Origin of the sequence: Pseudomonas sp. BCA17, assembly GCF_004519405.1 — a bacterium.
GTDB lineage: Bacteria > Pseudomonadota > Gammaproteobacteria > Pseudomonadales > Pseudomonadaceae > Aquipseudomonas.
This window is the reverse complement of the sequence record NZ_SGWI01000001.1, coordinates 351,206-364,923: the sequence shown is the minus strand read 5'-3', so window position 1 is coordinate 364,923 and position 13,718 is coordinate 351,206. Positions and strand designations below refer to the sequence as shown.

Below are 13,718 nucleotides of genomic sequence, written 5' to 3'. Positions count from 1 at the left end.
CAAGGAGGCGATGGCATGCGTAACGTAGTAATGGGCGTCATGATGGTGGCGGCACTGTCCGGTTGCGCGGGCGCGAAGATGAAAGAAGCGCGCGCAGGTCAGCCCTATAAGACCCTGGCGTCGGACAAGGCCCCACTGGTGGTTGCCCAATGCGTGCAGTTCGGCTGGCAGGACGAGGCGGTGTTCGGCGTTGACGCCGGTGGCTTCAAGGAACCGCTGGAGTCGGGTGGTTTCACGGTGTACACCACCGATGGCGCCTATTTCGTAGATGTGCGCGCTGCGGGTGCCGGCTCCACCGTCAACTACTATGCCGCCCAGGATTCGATGCCTGCCAAGCGTCGCCAGGCCGCGCTCGCGACCTGTCTGTAATCCCCTGCCTTAGCATTATTCGGAAATGCCCGGCGCGACAGCCGCCGAGCATTGGCTTATGATTCATCCGCTCGCTCGACGTGATGGCTCTTTACCGGTACACGGATGTCGAGGCCGAAACGTCGAGCGAGCTCCTCTTCCTGCTATCGCGGCATATAGCCCAGGTGCCAGCGCCGCGGAATCTTCAGCGATACCAGACTCAGCAATGCCGCCAATGCGCCACTGACCAGCAGCGCCTTCAGCCCCCACTGATGTTCCAATACGGCGCCAATCACCGCTCCCACAAACATCCCGGCCCACGGGATCAACTGTACCCGCCACCCGTTGCGTCGTTCGCCCAGTAGCCAGCGCCCCAGCCCACGGCCAAAGCGTGACAGCGCTCCCGTTACATACGTCAGCCCGACGGGCAGGCCATTGACCTCTTCTACCGCCGCGTTGAGCATGCCCATGGCGATGATCGCCGCCAGTAACGCCGGTAGCGTCTCGGCGAAAGGCCACAAGCCGGCACTGCTCAACAGAGCGGCGATGCACAACAACAAGGGCATGGCGTGCCGGCGGCTGAGGCGGCTGACCACGACTCCCAAAGCGTTGCCGATGACGAACATCACGACCAACAGCAGCAGGCGTCCGGTCAAGCCAAGGTCACCGGCGCCCATTGCCACGGCCAGGCGCGTGGTATTGCCGCTCATGAACGACACAAAATCCCCGCAGGCCATGAAACCGATAGCATCGGTCATGCCTGCCAGCACCGAAAGACTGGCCACCAGCATCAAGCCGATCCGACCGCGCCAACGTTGGCGATGGGCGAGTGCGGCATTGGCGTACGTGCCGCGGGACGAAGGCAGCATGGGGCAGGCTCCTCGGTGAGATTATTCGGCCATTACCGTAAGAGGCTTTGCGGGTTGGTGCAATCATCTCAGGTACATTCCAGTCGCCAGCCCGCCGAATGCCAATCCAGCCGATGCGTCGGCTTAAGCGCCTGCACAAAGGCCTCGTCATGGGACACCACGACCATGGCTCCGGTAAAGCCCTGCAGCGCGTGTTCAAAGGCGAGTACGGATTCCAGGTCCAGATGGTTGGTGGGCTCGTCGAGCAATAACAGTTGCGCCGGGGTTTTGCGCCACAAGGCAATCGCCATGGCGGCTTTCAATCGCTCGCCGCCACTCAACTGGCCGGTGGGCTGGGTGACGCGCAGCGCATCCAGTTGCAGCAGGGCCAGGCGCGTGCGCAGTTCGGCTTCGGCCAGGGGCGTGTCGAGCAGGTTGAGTTGTTCGACGATGGAGCGTCGGTCGTCCAGCAGCGCCAGATGCTGATCGATATAAGCGCTGGTGACGTGCACCGCACATTCGCCGGCGCTCGCCCGCCAGTGCCCCGCAAGCACCTTGAGCAACGTGGATTTGCCGCAGCCGTTCGGCCCCCGCACCGCCACGCGTACAGGCCCCATCAGGTTCAGCGTGATGCAAGTAGAGGGTTGTCGCGGATCGAGCCACGGCAATTGGGCCTGTTCCATCGTAATGACCTGGCGGCCATTGGGTAGCTTTGAACCGGGCAGGGCGAGCAGGGTGGGCGTGTCGTCCACCACGCGTGCGTAGGCCTGGCACACCTGCTGGTCGAGTTGGTTCTTTTCGGCGCGGTGGGCGCTGCGCACGGTGCTAACGATTTCCGTGGCGGCACCTTTCCAGCGTGCCTTGGTGAACCGGTCAACGTTGGCGGTTTCTGCCTGTTTGCGTGAGCGGGCGGCATTGCGTTGCAGGCTGTCATGATCCTTTTGCAGGCGTTTGCGTTCGCGGCTGCGTTCAAGCCTGGCGTGCTCCAGCGCTGCAACCGCCGCATGTTGTTCGGTGTCGCGTTGCAGGCGGTAGGCATCGTAGTTACCGCCATACACGCGCATGCCCAGCGGCGAAAGCTCGATGATGCGCGCCAAGGTGTTGAGCAACTGTCGATCATGGCTGATGACTACCAGGCCGCCGCGCCACTCATTCAGGGTTCGCAGCAGCCATGCACGGCCCAGGCTATCGAGATGGTTGGTGGGCTCATCCAATACCAGCAGATCCGGCGCCACCAACACGGCGCCGATCACAGCAACCCGGGCCATTTGCCCGCCACTCAGTTGATCGGCCGGCGTATCGAAGCTGAGCGCCTGCAGGCCCGCCGCATCCAGTGCTGCGCGCAGGCGTTCGGCGAGGTCCCAGCGCTCGTCGATCACGTCGAAGTCATCGGCACGGGCCTCGCCCGACGCCATGCGTTCAAGCGCCGCCAGGGCTTGGGCAGTGCGGGTGAGTTGGGCAATGCTCTCGTCCGGTTGCACGCTCAGGGTCTGCGCGACATACGCCACACGGGCGTTACCGTCGAGTGTGCCGCCGGAAGGTTTGAGCACACCGGCGATCAACTTGGCCAGGATGCTTTTGCCACGGCCGTTACGCCCGACAATCCCGGTCGGCGTGTGATCGATGGAGAGATTGATGTCCTCCAGCAAGGTATCGCCATTGGCGAACTGGAAAGACAGGTGTTGCAAGGAAACGAGTACGGGCAGCCGGTTGACGTCAGTCATCAGCACCTCCAAAAAAATGTCGAACAGGCCAACAAGCGCGCCAGGCGGCTCGTTGCAGGTACATTTTGGAAGGCTTAGTTGTTCACGTCGGCGGTCATCCGTCAGTCAGAAGAGGCGCAAAGGCTAACCCGGCTTGGTGTTCGTGGGCAAGTCGGCGGCCAACTGCTCAAGGAACATGGCCAGGGCGACCTCTTCGGCCTTGAGGCCTTTGCGCACCCGTGGCTTGGGCAGTTTGGACAACTCGCCCAGGCTGAAATGCTCCAGTACCGCCGGGTGGATGTAGCACTTGCGGCACACCGCCGGCGTGTTGCCCAGTTGCTTGGCCACACTCTTGACCATGCTCACTACATGCCGCTTGGCATCGGATTCGGGCTGCCATTCAAGATCGCGCAGCACGGCGAGTGCGAGCGCGGTGCCGGCCCAGGTGCGATAGTCCTTGGCGGTAAAGTCGGCACCGGTGAGGTTGTGCAGGTACGCGTTGACGTCGTGGGAGCTGACGGTATGGCGCTCACCGTTTTCATCCAGGTATTGAAACAGGTTTTGCCCCGGCAGCTCCATACAACGCTTGACCACCGTGGCCAGGCGCCTGTCCTTGACGCTGACTTGATGCTCGACACCGCTTTTGCCACGAAACTGGAACTGGATTTCGCTGCCCTTGATGTCCACATGACGGTTACGCAAGGTGGTCAGCCCATAGGACTTGTTGTCCCGTGCGTACTGCGTGTTGCCCACCCGGATCAGTGTGGCGTCGAGCAACATGACCACCGTGGCCAGGACTTTCTCGCGGGTAAAACCGGGTTCGGCGATTTGTGCTTCCAATTGCTTGCGCAGTTTGGGCAGGGCTTTACCGAATTCTTGCAGTCGAGAATATTTGTCGCTGTCACGCACTTCGCGCCAGCGTGGATGGTAACGGTATTGCTTGCGGCCACGCGCATCACGCCCTGTAGCCTGCAGGTGGCCTTGCGGGTCGGCGCAGATCCACACGTCGGTGTAGGCCGGCGGTACGGCGAGCGCGTTCAGGCGTTTGATCTCGTCGGGGTCCTTGATGCGTTCGCCTTTCGCATCGAAATACTGGAATTTGCCGCGCAGTGTCTTCCGACGGATGCCGGGTTGGCTGTCGTCAACGTAATGCAGGTCGCGGGGGAGATCGGCGGGCAGCGCAGAGTCGGGCATGGTGCAGGTTCCTTGGCAACAGGTCAGGCCGGTATGTCTGATTGACCGCGGCCCTTTGCGGTGGTGCCAAAAAGTTGCTCAGGCCAACACCGCCACCGCCTTGATCTGTGCCCACAGTGTCTGGCCGGGGTGCAGTTGCAACTGGTCGCGGGAGAATCGCGTGATGCGCGCCAGCAACGGCGTACCACCGGCATCCAGGCGCACCAGCACATGGGCGCTGTTATCCGCCGAAATATCCTGGGTGACCGTCACCGGCAAGCGGTTGAGGATACTGCTGTGCTCTTCGACCTGCAGGCTGAGGCTCACGTCCCGCGCCTGCACCTTGATACGCAGCTGTTTGCCCAGCGCCAGCGGTGCATGGGCCACGCGCATGGACAGGGTGCTGTCGGGCAGTTGCAGGGTGAGCAACTGGTAGTGCGCGTCATAGGCGCTGACGGCGCCATTGATGACCACGCCGGCGTCATCACCCAAGGCCATGGGCAAATCGAGTCGTGCCAGGGTTTCACCGATGGGGCCGCTGGCCAGTGCCTTGCCGTCGCTGAGCAGCACGAGGTGGTCAGCCAACCGCGCGACTTCATCCTGGGCATGGCTGACGTACAGCAGCGGGATGTCCAGTTCATCGTGCAGGCGTTCGAGGTACGGCAGGATTTCACTTTTGCGCTGGCTGTCCAGGGCGGCCAGCGGCTCATCCATCAACAACAACCCGGGGCTGGTCAGCAACGCGCGGGCGATACCGATGCGCTGGCGTTCGCCACCGGACAAGTGTTGCGGGTGACGGTCAAGCAGATGACCGATACCCAGCAGCTCGGTGGCATGGGCCATATCCACCCGACGCTGTGCACGTGGAATGCGCTTGAGGCCGAACTCCAGGTTGGCGCGTACTGATAAATGCGGGAACAGGCTGGCCTCCTGGAACACATAACCCACGGCGCGTTTATGCGGTGGCACAAACACTCCATTGCGGCTGTCTTGCCAGACTTCGTCGTTGATGCGGATAAACCCGTCGGCGGCCCGCTCCAGTCCGGCGATGCAGCGCAGGCAGGTGGTCTTGCCGGAACCGGAGTGCCCGTACAACGCGGTCACGCCACGGCCAGGCAGGTGCAGGTCCACATCCAGGGCAAAACCCGAATAGTTCAGTTGCAGGCGTACATCCATCATCGCGATCAGCTCCAACCCATCTTGGTTTTACGACTGGAGTAGAGCGCCAGCAATACCACGAATGCGAACACCACCATGGAGCCCGCCAGCCAATGGGCCTGGGCGTATTCCATGGTTTCGACATGGTCGTAGATTTGTACCGAAACCACACGGGTTTTGTCGGGGATATTGCCGCCGATCATCAACACCACGCCAAATTCACCGACTGTGTGGGCAAAGCCGAGAATCGACGCGGTGATAAAGCCCGGGCGTGCCAGCGGCAGGATGACCGTGAAGAAGGTGTCCCACGGATTGGCCCGCAAGGTCGCGGCCACTTCCAATGGCCGCGTGCCGATCGCCGAGAAAGCGTTTTGCAATGGCTGCACCACGAACGGCATGGAATAGATCACCGAACCGATCACCAGGCCGGCGAAGCTGAAGGTCAGGGTGCCAAGCCCCAACCATTGGGTGAACTGGCCGAAATAGCCGTTCGGGCCCATGGTCAACAGCAGGTAAAAACCGATCACCGTCGGCGGCAGCACCAACGGCAGTGCCACAACGGCCCCAATGGGACCGCGCCACCAGGATCGGGTGCGCGACAGCCATAGCGCAATCGGCGTGCCGATGACCAGCAGGATCACGGTGGTCAGGGACGCCAGTTCGATGGTCAACCAGATCGCGGAAAAATCGGCGCTCGACAGCGGCATTCAGTTCGCCAGCTCGTAACCGTAGGACTTGATCACCGCAGCCGCTTTCGGGCTTTTGAGGTATTCGACCAAGGCTTTGGCAGCTGCGCTGTCTTTGCCTTTGTTCAGAATCACGGCGTCTTGTTTGATCGGGTCATGCAGGGATGCCGGGACGATCCACGCCGAACCGCTGGTGACTTTGCCGTCTTTGTAGATCTGCGACAGCGCCACGAAGCCCAGCTCGGCGTTGCCGGTAGACACGAACTGGTAGGCTTGGGTGATGTTCTGGCCTTCGACGATCTTGCCCTTGACCTTGTCGGTCAAGCCTTCCCTGGCCAGTACTTGCGTGGCGGCCAGGCCGTAGGGGGCGGCTTTCGGGTTGGCGATGGACAGGTGCTTGAATTCATTCTTCTTCAGCACATCGCCTTTGGCGTCCACGTAGCCTTCTTTGGCCGACCACAGCGCCAAAGTGCCGACAGCGTAGGTGAAGCGCGAACCCTTGACGGTTTCGCCTTCGGTTTCAAGTTTTTGCGGGGTGGTGTCGTCGGCGCTCAGGAACACTTCGAACGGCGCGCCGTTCTTGATCTGCGTGTAGAACTGGCCGGTGGCGCCGTAGGCTGCGATTAGTTTATGGCCGGTGTCTTTCTCGAAGTCGGTGGCGATCGCCTGGATCGGTGCGGTGAAGTTGGCGGCAACCGCCACTTGCACGTCGTCTGCGTGAGCCGAGCTGAAAACCACGGCGGCGATAAGGGGGGCCAGGCGAGAGGCGCGGATCATCATGAAGCAGCTCCTTGGTTGTACGGCTTACTAGAGGTAGAAGGCTCTAGCGCTATGTACGGGAATATATAGCGGTTGGCCATTGCCGGTACAGCGCAAAGTTGCCTCAGGTGTCAGTGCCTCTGGAGTTTGGCCAGCGCCTTCTCGGCCAATTCGCGCGTCAGCTCATAGGCGGACATATCTTTGCCCAAGCGCAACGCCTGGCCAGACCACAAGTTGCTGAACCCCGCTTCATCCTTGGCCTTGAGCGGCATCAAGGCGCCGCCGGCCCGGGGGAACGCCGGAGCCGCCGGGTTGATCGCCCCAAGCTCGCGCATCACCCGGTTGACGATGCCGCGCGCCGGGCGGCCGGTGAACAGGTTGGTCAGCGCCGTTTCGCTGGCCTGGGCATTACGCAGCGCATGGTGATGGGAGGCGGTGACGTTGGCTTCGGGGGTGAACAGATACGCAGTGCCAATCTGCACCGCCGAAGCGCCAAGCGCGAACGCCGCCGCAATACCGCGCGCATCAGCGATGCCTCCGGCGGCAATCACCGGCACGTTGACGGCGTCGACCACTTGCGGCACCAGGGCCATCAGGCCGATCTGGGTATTGAGGTCGCTGCTGAGAAACAGCCCTCGGTGCCCACCGGCTTCAATGCCCATGGCAATGATCGCGTCGCAGCCGTGCTGTTCCAGCCATATCGCTTCCTCAACGGTAGTGGCCGAAGACAGCACCTTGGCACCCGTGGCTTTTACGCGATCAAGCAAAGACTTTTCCGGCAGTCCGAAGTGGAAGCTGACCACTTCCGGGCGGAACTCTTCGACCACTTTGCATGCCGCCTCATTGAAAGGCGCACGATTGGATTCAGGGGTGGGCGCCTCAAAGTCGGCGCCCAATTCACGGTAGTAAGGCTCCAGCAACTCCTTCCAGTGGCGATCACGCGCTTCATCGGCAGCAGGCGGCTGATGGCAGAAGAAATTGACGTTGATAGGGCGCGAGCCGGCCTGGCGAAGGGTGGTCAAGGCTTCGCGCAATTGTTCGATAGTCAGTGCGGCAGCGGGCATCGAGCCCAGCGCGCCTGCCTGGCTGGCGGCGATGACCATTGCGGTGGTGGTACCCACGGCCATCGGGGCTTGAATGATGGGCACGTCGATGCCCAGCAGGTCGAGAATGCGGGTATCTGGCCAGGTGCTCATGGGTAGGTCTCCAGCGTTGATGAGGCTTTACGCTGTTTTAGCAGGGCGCCTGGCACCCGGCCAGTCTGTTTTATTCACTGGACGTCAGCGAAATTTCATGAAGGGTGAGCATCCGTCATACAACCTGTGGTTTTATGCGCAAACCGCAAGCTTGAAAAGGAGAGGGCTGTGCAAACGATCAAGGAACAACGGGTGGGGGCAATCAGGGTGTCCGGGTTGAGCGTTCGGACACGCAATGCCGATGAGATGCAGCCTACCAGCGCGAAAATCGGGCCGATGTGGCAACGGTTTTTTGAGGAAGGGCTTTACCAGGCCATTCCGGGTAAGCAAGCGGAGTCGCCGGTTTACGGGGTGTACAGCGGTTATGAGTCCGATGCGCAGGGGCTGTTCAATGTCACCGCCGGGGTCGCGACCCATGCACCTGCCCAAGGGTTCGAAAGCCTGGTGATCGAGCCGGGGCGTTACCTGGTGTTCGAGGCCAATGGGCCGATGCCGGATGCAATCATCCAGGCCTGGCAACGGGTCTGGGCCTACTTCGAGCAGCCGGGCGTGGAGTCTCGTGCGTTTGTGACTGACTTCGAGGTCTACCAGGCGGACGAGCAGGCGCTGATTTACATCGGTATCCATTAAGGCGTGGTTTCCCGTTCCAGCAGCTGCCGCTTGCGCTCTACGCCCCAGCGGTAGCCCGACAGCTCGCCATTGCTGCGCACCACGCGGTGGCAAGGAATGGCCACCGCGAGGTGGTTGGCGCCACAGGCCTGGGCCACCGCACGAAAAGACTGGGGGGCGCCGATCCGCTCGGCAATTTGCGCATAGCTGGCGGTGGTGCCCACCGGGATTTCGCGCAGTGCTTGCCACACCCGCTCCTGGAAGGCGGTGCCGCGCAAGTCCAGAGGCAGATCCAAGCCCAATGCCGGCGCTTCGATGAAGCCCACGACTTGGGCGATCAATTGTTCAAAATCACGATCCGCCCCGACGAGTTCGGCCTTGGGGAATTGGTCCTGCAGATCGCGAACCAGTTTGTCCGGGTCGTCACCCAATAAAATGGCGCACACCCCTCGCTGGCTCTGCGCCACCAGCACCGCGCCCAGTGAGCATTGGCCGACGGCAAAGCGAATGGTGCTATTGGTGCCACCGGCTTTGAAATCGCGCGGCTTCATGCCGAGCAGTTGGTCGGCTGACTCGTAAAACCGGCTGCTGGAGCTAAAACCTGCGTCATACAGGGCATCGGTTACCGAGTGAGGCCCTTGCAGGCCGTTGCGGACTTTGCGTGAGCGCAACGCACTGGCATAACCCTTGGGGGTCAGGCCGGTGACCGCTTTGAATACGCGATGAAAATGAAAGGCGCTCAACCCGGCCTGGCGGGCAAGCACTTCAAGGCTGGGTGGCGTTTCGGCCTGTTCGATCTGCCGGCATGCGGCGGCGACGAGTTGCCCATGGTGGGCCGCCAATTGGGTCTGGTCAGCGGATGCGCGTTTGCTGGGGCGGTAACCGGCGGCTTCGGCGAGGGCGGGGCTGTCGAAGAATTCGATATTTTCCGGGCGCGGGAGACGCGAGGCGCTGCTGGGGCGGCAATACACCCCCGTCGTTTTCACGCCGTAGACAAACAGCGTGTCAGCCTTGGCATCGCGGGCAACAATGGCCGCCCAGCGAGGGTCTTGTTCGTTGTTCATGACCTGCACTCTTGACGATTCACGGGCAGCTTAGCGGCGTAGCCCCACCTCGACACTCTCAAACTTGCGGTCAAATCAGCCGGCGGTGCGAAAGGTCAAGTTGATACGCTGCGGGCCCATGACAGGGTGCACACCTTCTTTGATCGGCATTACCCCGTGAAAGCGCAAACGATCGACGCCGCCCCATACCACCACGTCGCCGTGGAATAGCGAGACTTTTTGCGTCTTGTCACTGCGTTCATGGCCGCCGAACAGAAAAATCGCCGGCAGCCCGAGGGACACCGAGACGACAGGGGCGCTGTAGTGGCGCTCGTTCTTGTCCTGATGCAGGGACATCTTGGCCCCTGGCACATACCGATTGATCAGGCAGGCATCCGGTGCGAAGTCGTGGAAGCCGGCCTCCAGCGCCGCCAGTGCGGCCAGTTCGCGCAAGAGCGCGGGCATTGCCGGCCAGGGGGTTTGAGTGCGTGGGTCAACGGGACTGTAGCGGTAGCCGGCCCTGTCGGTGGTCCAGCCCAGCTCGCCGCAACTGCTCAATGCCGCCGACATGGTAAAGCCGCCGGGCGTGACCATTTTTCGAAACGGCGACTGCGCCAGTATCCGACGCAGTTCAGGCAGCAGACGATCAATCCAGGGCAGGGCATAGCCCTTGAGCACATAAGACTCTGCGCCAATTTGTTCGCGTCCCTTGGGCTGTTGCAGGGCGTCATCGGCGAACAAGTCGGCAGTCATGGCTTACAACGCCTTGCTCACGTTGATGTCGGTGATGACATCGCTGGCATCATGGATTTTCGCCAGGGCTTGCTTGGCTTCTTCCACGCTGTTGCTGTGCAGTTGCGCGAACTCGAAGCGACGTTCGCCGTTGAGCTTGTACTTGATGACGTATTTGGTCGTGGTGGTCACAGCTTTTTCCTGTCGGGTATCCGGATCAGCTCAGTTTGGAGCTGGTGCGACGAACGATGCGAATCTTGTGGGACAGCGCCGGTTTACGGGTAACGCTGATTGCGCGGCGTGTGACGACATCCAGGGTGATGTTCCAGAACCCGGTGCTGGGCGCCGTGATTTTCGCCGGGAATGTGTCGAAAGCACCGCCGTGGTAGGTGTGGCGGCCGCCATTTTTGAAGCTGCGGAAATTGGCGTCGCTCATGAGGCGGATGTTGCAGGTCTGCGAGCATTCGATGACGACAATGTCTCCCTCGTTGAGGTGCTCGCGCTGGTGAATGAATTTCATGGGTGTCTCCAGAAGGGCTTTTTCTGAAAAATCAGAATGATACGTAGGTTAAGATAGAGTTTATCAGCCCCAGCGCGTTTATTATCGGGCCGTCGTCGACGACTTCGACAATTTAAAACAGTTATTTACCGAATTTTTAGGGATAAATCCTACTCTGGCGGGAGAAAATTCCTATATCCGCTGTCGTAGGGTCTTTATCGGAGGTTTAAGTATGAAGTGGAGTGTGTGGGTTCTGGCCTTGGCGTTAGGTGGGTGTGCTTCGGTTGCAGATATCAAGCAGACCCCGCCCACCCTGGTCGTCATTTCAGGCAAAAAACCACCGGAATATGCTGCCTGCGTAGTGCGCAAACTGGCTGCCACTCGCCGGCCGCCGCAGATTGAACCGCATAAGGATGGCGTGCAGGTGATTGTGCCGCAGAAATTCTCGTCCGATCCTTCGGCGATCTTCGAGATTGAAGAGCGCTCAAGCGGTAGCAGTATCAAGCTCTATGAGAGCATGTCCAATGTGCCGATCCGCCCGGGCGATATCAAGAAAGCCGGGGAGGATTGCATCTCCGGCTGAGCCGCCGCTTATCCAGACACTTGAACCCGATAGAGAAGCCTGACGTTGCCGTTGCAGCGTCAGGCTTTTTTTTGCGTCGCAGTCGGGTGTTGTCGCAGGAGGATCATTACCCTACTATTTGTAAGCTTATGCGTTTAAGCGCTAAGCATATAACTATAAGGATGGACCCGTGATGATGTCTCTGGAACGAGTGTTGATAGGCGGCGCGTTGTTACTGCTGCTGGGCAATGCCCACGCGCTGGATGGGAAAAAGATATTCGACGAAGGCGGTTCACCGCCGGGTGCGATGCCCTGTGCGGCGTGCCACGGCGCCGACGGGCTGGGTATCGCGGCCGCAGGTTTCCCCCGGTTGGCGGGTTTGCCGGCGGAGTATGTGCGTAAACAGCTGGCCGATTTCAGCAGCGGCGCGCGCAGCAATCCGGTGATGCAGCCGTTGGCAAAAGCCCTGGACGAGGCACAGATCGCAGCCGTGAGCCAAGCCGTCGCCGCGATGCCTTTCACTGCTCCCGCAACGGTGCATCGCAGCGCAATGCCCGTTGACGCGATGCAGAAACTTGCCCTGCAAGGCGCCTGGGAGCGACAGGTTCCCGCTTGCGTCAGTTGTCATGGGCCGGCCGGTGTGGGTGTAGGCGATGCTTTCCCGCCTTTGGCCGGTCAACCTGCTGCGTACCTGGCGGCACAATTGATGGCATGGCAGACCGGTAGCCGTCGTAATGATCCCAATGATCTGATGGGGCATGTCGCGAAGGCCCTCACCCCCGAGGAAGTGCAGGGCGTTGCCCGGTATTTCGCCTCGTTGAGCCCGGAGGCCAAGCCATGAAGCCCATAATTTTTGCAGGTTTGCTGCTGGCAGTGCCTGCGTATGGCGCTCCGATCGCCATGGAAGACCAATCCCAATTGCAGTCACCGGCTGCGCACCCAGCCGTTGCCCGGTTTCAACCGCCTCAGGAAAGCGAGTTGCCGGACAATGCCTACGGCAAGATGGTCAGGCAGGGCTACGCACTGTTTGTCGATACCAAACGCCTGGCACCGCAATACGTCGGCAATGGGCTTAATTGCAGCAACTGCCATCTGGATCAGGGCCGTCTGGCGAATTCGGCACCGCTGTGGGCCGCTTACCCGATGTACCCGGCCTATCGAAAAAAGAACGACAAGGTCAATACGTTCGCTGAGCGCCTGCAGGGCTGCTTTCAGTTCAGCATGAACGGTGGCCTGCCGCCTGCGGCCGATAGCCCGGAAATCACGGCGCTCTCTGTGTACGCCTATTGGCTGGCCGGCAAGGCGCCCTTGGGCGTTGAACTGCCGGGGCGCGGCTACCCCGACGTGGCGCAACCGGCCAACGGTTACAACGTGGCCCATGGCGCAGAGGTTTACAACGCGCAATGTGCGACATGCCACGGCGCCGAAGGACAGGGACAGAAGGTCGGAGACAGTTTTGTCATGCCGCCGCTATGGGGTAAGGACTCCTACAACTGGGGGGCCGGGATGCATCGAATCAATACGGCTGCGTCCTTCATCAAGCACAATATGCCGCTGGGCCAGGCCGGCAGCCTGAGTGACCAACAGGCCTGGGATGTGGCGGCGTACGTAAACAGCCACGAGCGCCCGCAGGATCCGCGACTGGTGGAGGGCTCGATAGAGAAAACCCGGCAGAAGTTTCACGCCAATGACGGCGTCAATCTTTACGGTCAAACGGTAAACGGCGTGCTGATCGGGCAGGGCATCCGTTAAACTGACGGGTAATCAATGCAAGAATGCCGCGCATACCGTTGGGTCTGCGCGGCACCTGTCTTTTCTGGAAAGCCCGTTATGAAGCGTGAACACGTCAAGGCCCGCCATGCCGAGGGTCAGATTTCGGCCACCCATGTTATCCAGAACCCAGCCGACCTGGGGGAGTGGATCGTTTTCTTCAAGAAAAGCGGCGGTCGCAGTTACTTCCTGGTCGATGAACAGGATGAAGTCGAGTCATTCCCGCGGCTGGATGACCTGATCGAGCTATTGCGCGGTTTGGGGATCAAGTTCGCCGAAGTCCATTTGTAGTCGCACCGCTTACTTGCACACTACGACCACGCTGCGGTTTTTGAAGTTGCCCACGTCTTTGCCCAGTGTCTTGTCGCTTTCTTTCAAGGAAGGCGTGCCTTCAGTGCCGACGATGCGGTAACCGGTGCCTGCGCAGGAGGCGTCGGCTTTTTCATAGCAACTGGCCCATGAGTTGGCCTCGCCCGAACAATCGATGGTCAAGCCTTGTTCGCCGTTTTTCAGGTAGGTGTCGGAGGTGGTCGTGCAGCCGGCCAGCGCCAGTACCGCAATCAGTGCCAGGAGTTTGTTCATAGTGGGGTCGTCGTCGAGGGGGTTGGAGGCGCGCTGACACTGTCGTGGGG

The 13,718-nt window shown here is 60.8% G+C and carries 18 protein-coding genes; 6 read left to right on the top strand and 12 right to left on the bottom strand.

Going from position 1 to position 13,718, the window contains the following annotated elements; all coding sequences use genetic code 11:
• The first annotated feature begins 15 nt into the window (after positions 1-15).
• Positions 16-369, top strand: coding sequence for a hypothetical protein (locus EXW71_RS01520; RefSeq protein WP_123718452.1), 354 nt, complete (start codon positions 16-18; stop codon positions 367-369).
• Between the two features lie 143 nt (positions 370-512).
• Here the strand turns inward: EXW71_RS01520 and EXW71_RS01515 are convergent, their stop codons facing one another.
• The 7 genes from EXW71_RS01515 to EXW71_RS01485 all read right to left on the bottom strand — a co-directional run bounded on the left by EXW71_RS01515 (position 513) and on the right by EXW71_RS01485 (position 7,871).
• The gene (locus tag EXW71_RS01515; protein WP_134657298.1) at positions 513-1,217 is read right to left on the bottom strand and encodes a YoaK family protein; all 705 of its coding nucleotides are present in this window, start codon (positions 1,215-1,217) and stop codon (positions 513-515) included.
• 68 nt (positions 1,218-1,285) lie between these two features.
• Positions 1,286-2,920: an ABC-F family ATP-binding cassette domain-containing protein gene (locus EXW71_RS01510; protein ID WP_134657297.1), complete on the bottom strand. Its 1,635-nt coding sequence runs from the start codon at positions 2,918-2,920 to the stop codon at positions 1,286-1,288.
• A gap of 123 nt (positions 2,921-3,043) precedes the next feature.
• Positions 3,044-4,093, bottom strand: coding sequence for a DNA topoisomerase IB (locus EXW71_RS01505; RefSeq protein ID WP_134657296.1), 1,050 nt, complete (start codon positions 4,091-4,093; stop codon positions 3,044-3,046).
• A 78-nt stretch (positions 4,094-4,171) separates the two neighbouring features.
• Positions 4,172-5,251, bottom strand: coding sequence for a molybdenum ABC transporter ATP-binding protein (gene modC / locus EXW71_RS01500; protein WP_134657295.1), 1,080 nt, complete (start codon positions 5,249-5,251; stop codon positions 4,172-4,174).
• Positions 5,252-5,256: 5 nt separating this feature from the next.
• A complete protein-coding gene (gene modB / locus EXW71_RS01495; protein WP_134657294.1) occupies positions 5,257-5,937 on the bottom strand; it encodes a molybdate ABC transporter permease subunit in 681 nt (226 codons plus the stop codon).
• Entirely contained in the window at positions 5,938-6,696 is a 759-nt protein-coding gene (gene modA, locus EXW71_RS01490) for a molybdate ABC transporter substrate-binding protein (RefSeq protein ID WP_134657293.1), read from the bottom strand.
• Between the two features lie 110 nt (positions 6,697-6,806).
• Positions 6,807-7,871, bottom strand: a complete 1,065-nt coding sequence (locus tag EXW71_RS01485) for a nitronate monooxygenase family protein (protein WP_134657292.1) — start codon at positions 7,869-7,871, stop codon at positions 6,807-6,809.
• Positions 7,872-8,039: 168 nt separating this feature from the next.
• On the opposite strand from EXW71_RS01485, the gene EXW71_RS01480 reads away from it, so the two are divergent.
• Positions 8,040-8,501: a GyrI-like domain-containing protein gene (locus EXW71_RS01480; protein WP_134657291.1), complete on the top strand. Its 462-nt coding sequence runs from the start codon at positions 8,040-8,042 to the stop codon at positions 8,499-8,501.
• On the opposite strand, the gene ada is transcribed toward EXW71_RS01480, so the two are convergent.
• From ada to EXW71_RS01465, 4 genes are all read right to left on the bottom strand, one after another.
• On the bottom strand, positions 8,498-9,544 hold the full coding sequence (gene ada, locus EXW71_RS01475; protein ID WP_123718444.1) for a bifunctional DNA-binding transcriptional regulator/O6-methylguanine-DNA methyltransferase Ada: 1,047 nt from the start codon (positions 9,542-9,544) through the stop codon (positions 8,498-8,500). The two genes, EXW71_RS01480 and ada, sit on opposite strands and share 4 nt — an antisense overlap.
• Before the next feature lie 75 nt (positions 9,545-9,619).
• On the bottom strand, positions 9,620-10,276 hold the full coding sequence (gene alkB, locus EXW71_RS01470) for a DNA oxidative demethylase AlkB (RefSeq protein WP_134657290.1): 657 nt from the start codon (positions 10,274-10,276) through the stop codon (positions 9,620-9,622).
• A gap of 3 nt (positions 10,277-10,279) precedes the next feature.
• Positions 10,280-10,447, bottom strand: coding sequence for a hypothetical protein (locus tag EXW71_RS28695; protein WP_167659622.1), 168 nt, complete (start codon positions 10,445-10,447; stop codon positions 10,280-10,282).
• 25 nt (positions 10,448-10,472) lie between these two features.
• On the bottom strand, positions 10,473-10,775 hold the full coding sequence (locus EXW71_RS01465) for a DUF1883 domain-containing protein (RefSeq protein ID WP_034105160.1): 303 nt from the start codon (positions 10,773-10,775) through the stop codon (positions 10,473-10,475).
• Positions 10,776-10,986: 211 nt separating this feature from the next.
• On the opposite strand from EXW71_RS01465, the gene EXW71_RS01460 reads away from it, so the two are divergent.
• The 4 genes from EXW71_RS01460 to EXW71_RS01445 all read left to right on the top strand — a co-directional run bounded on the left by EXW71_RS01460 (position 10,987) and on the right by EXW71_RS01445 (position 13,377).
• Positions 10,987-11,337, top strand: a complete 351-nt coding sequence (locus EXW71_RS01460; RefSeq protein WP_134657289.1) for a hypothetical protein — start codon at positions 10,987-10,989, stop codon at positions 11,335-11,337.
• 172 nt (positions 11,338-11,509) lie between these two features.
• Positions 11,510-12,157 carry a c-type cytochrome gene (locus EXW71_RS01455; RefSeq protein ID WP_134657288.1) on the top strand — a complete coding sequence of 216 codons (648 nt, stop codon included), beginning with the start codon at positions 11,510-11,512 and terminating at the stop codon, positions 12,155-12,157.
• 59 nt (positions 12,158-12,216) lie between these two features.
• The gene (locus EXW71_RS01450; RefSeq protein ID WP_256657085.1) at positions 12,217-13,068 is read left to right on the top strand and encodes a c-type cytochrome; all 852 of its coding nucleotides are present in this window, start codon (positions 12,217-12,219) and stop codon (positions 13,066-13,068) included.
• A 78-nt stretch (positions 13,069-13,146) separates the two neighbouring features.
• Positions 13,147-13,377: a hypothetical protein gene (locus tag EXW71_RS01445; RefSeq protein WP_134657286.1), complete on the top strand. Its 231-nt coding sequence runs from the start codon at positions 13,147-13,149 to the stop codon at positions 13,375-13,377.
• A 9-nt stretch (positions 13,378-13,386) separates the two neighbouring features.
• On the opposite strand, the gene EXW71_RS01440 is transcribed toward EXW71_RS01445, so the two are convergent.
• On the bottom strand, positions 13,387-13,668 hold the full coding sequence (locus EXW71_RS01440; protein WP_123718437.1) for a hypothetical protein: 282 nt from the start codon (positions 13,666-13,668) through the stop codon (positions 13,387-13,389).
• Positions 13,669-13,718 lie beyond the last annotated feature (50 nt).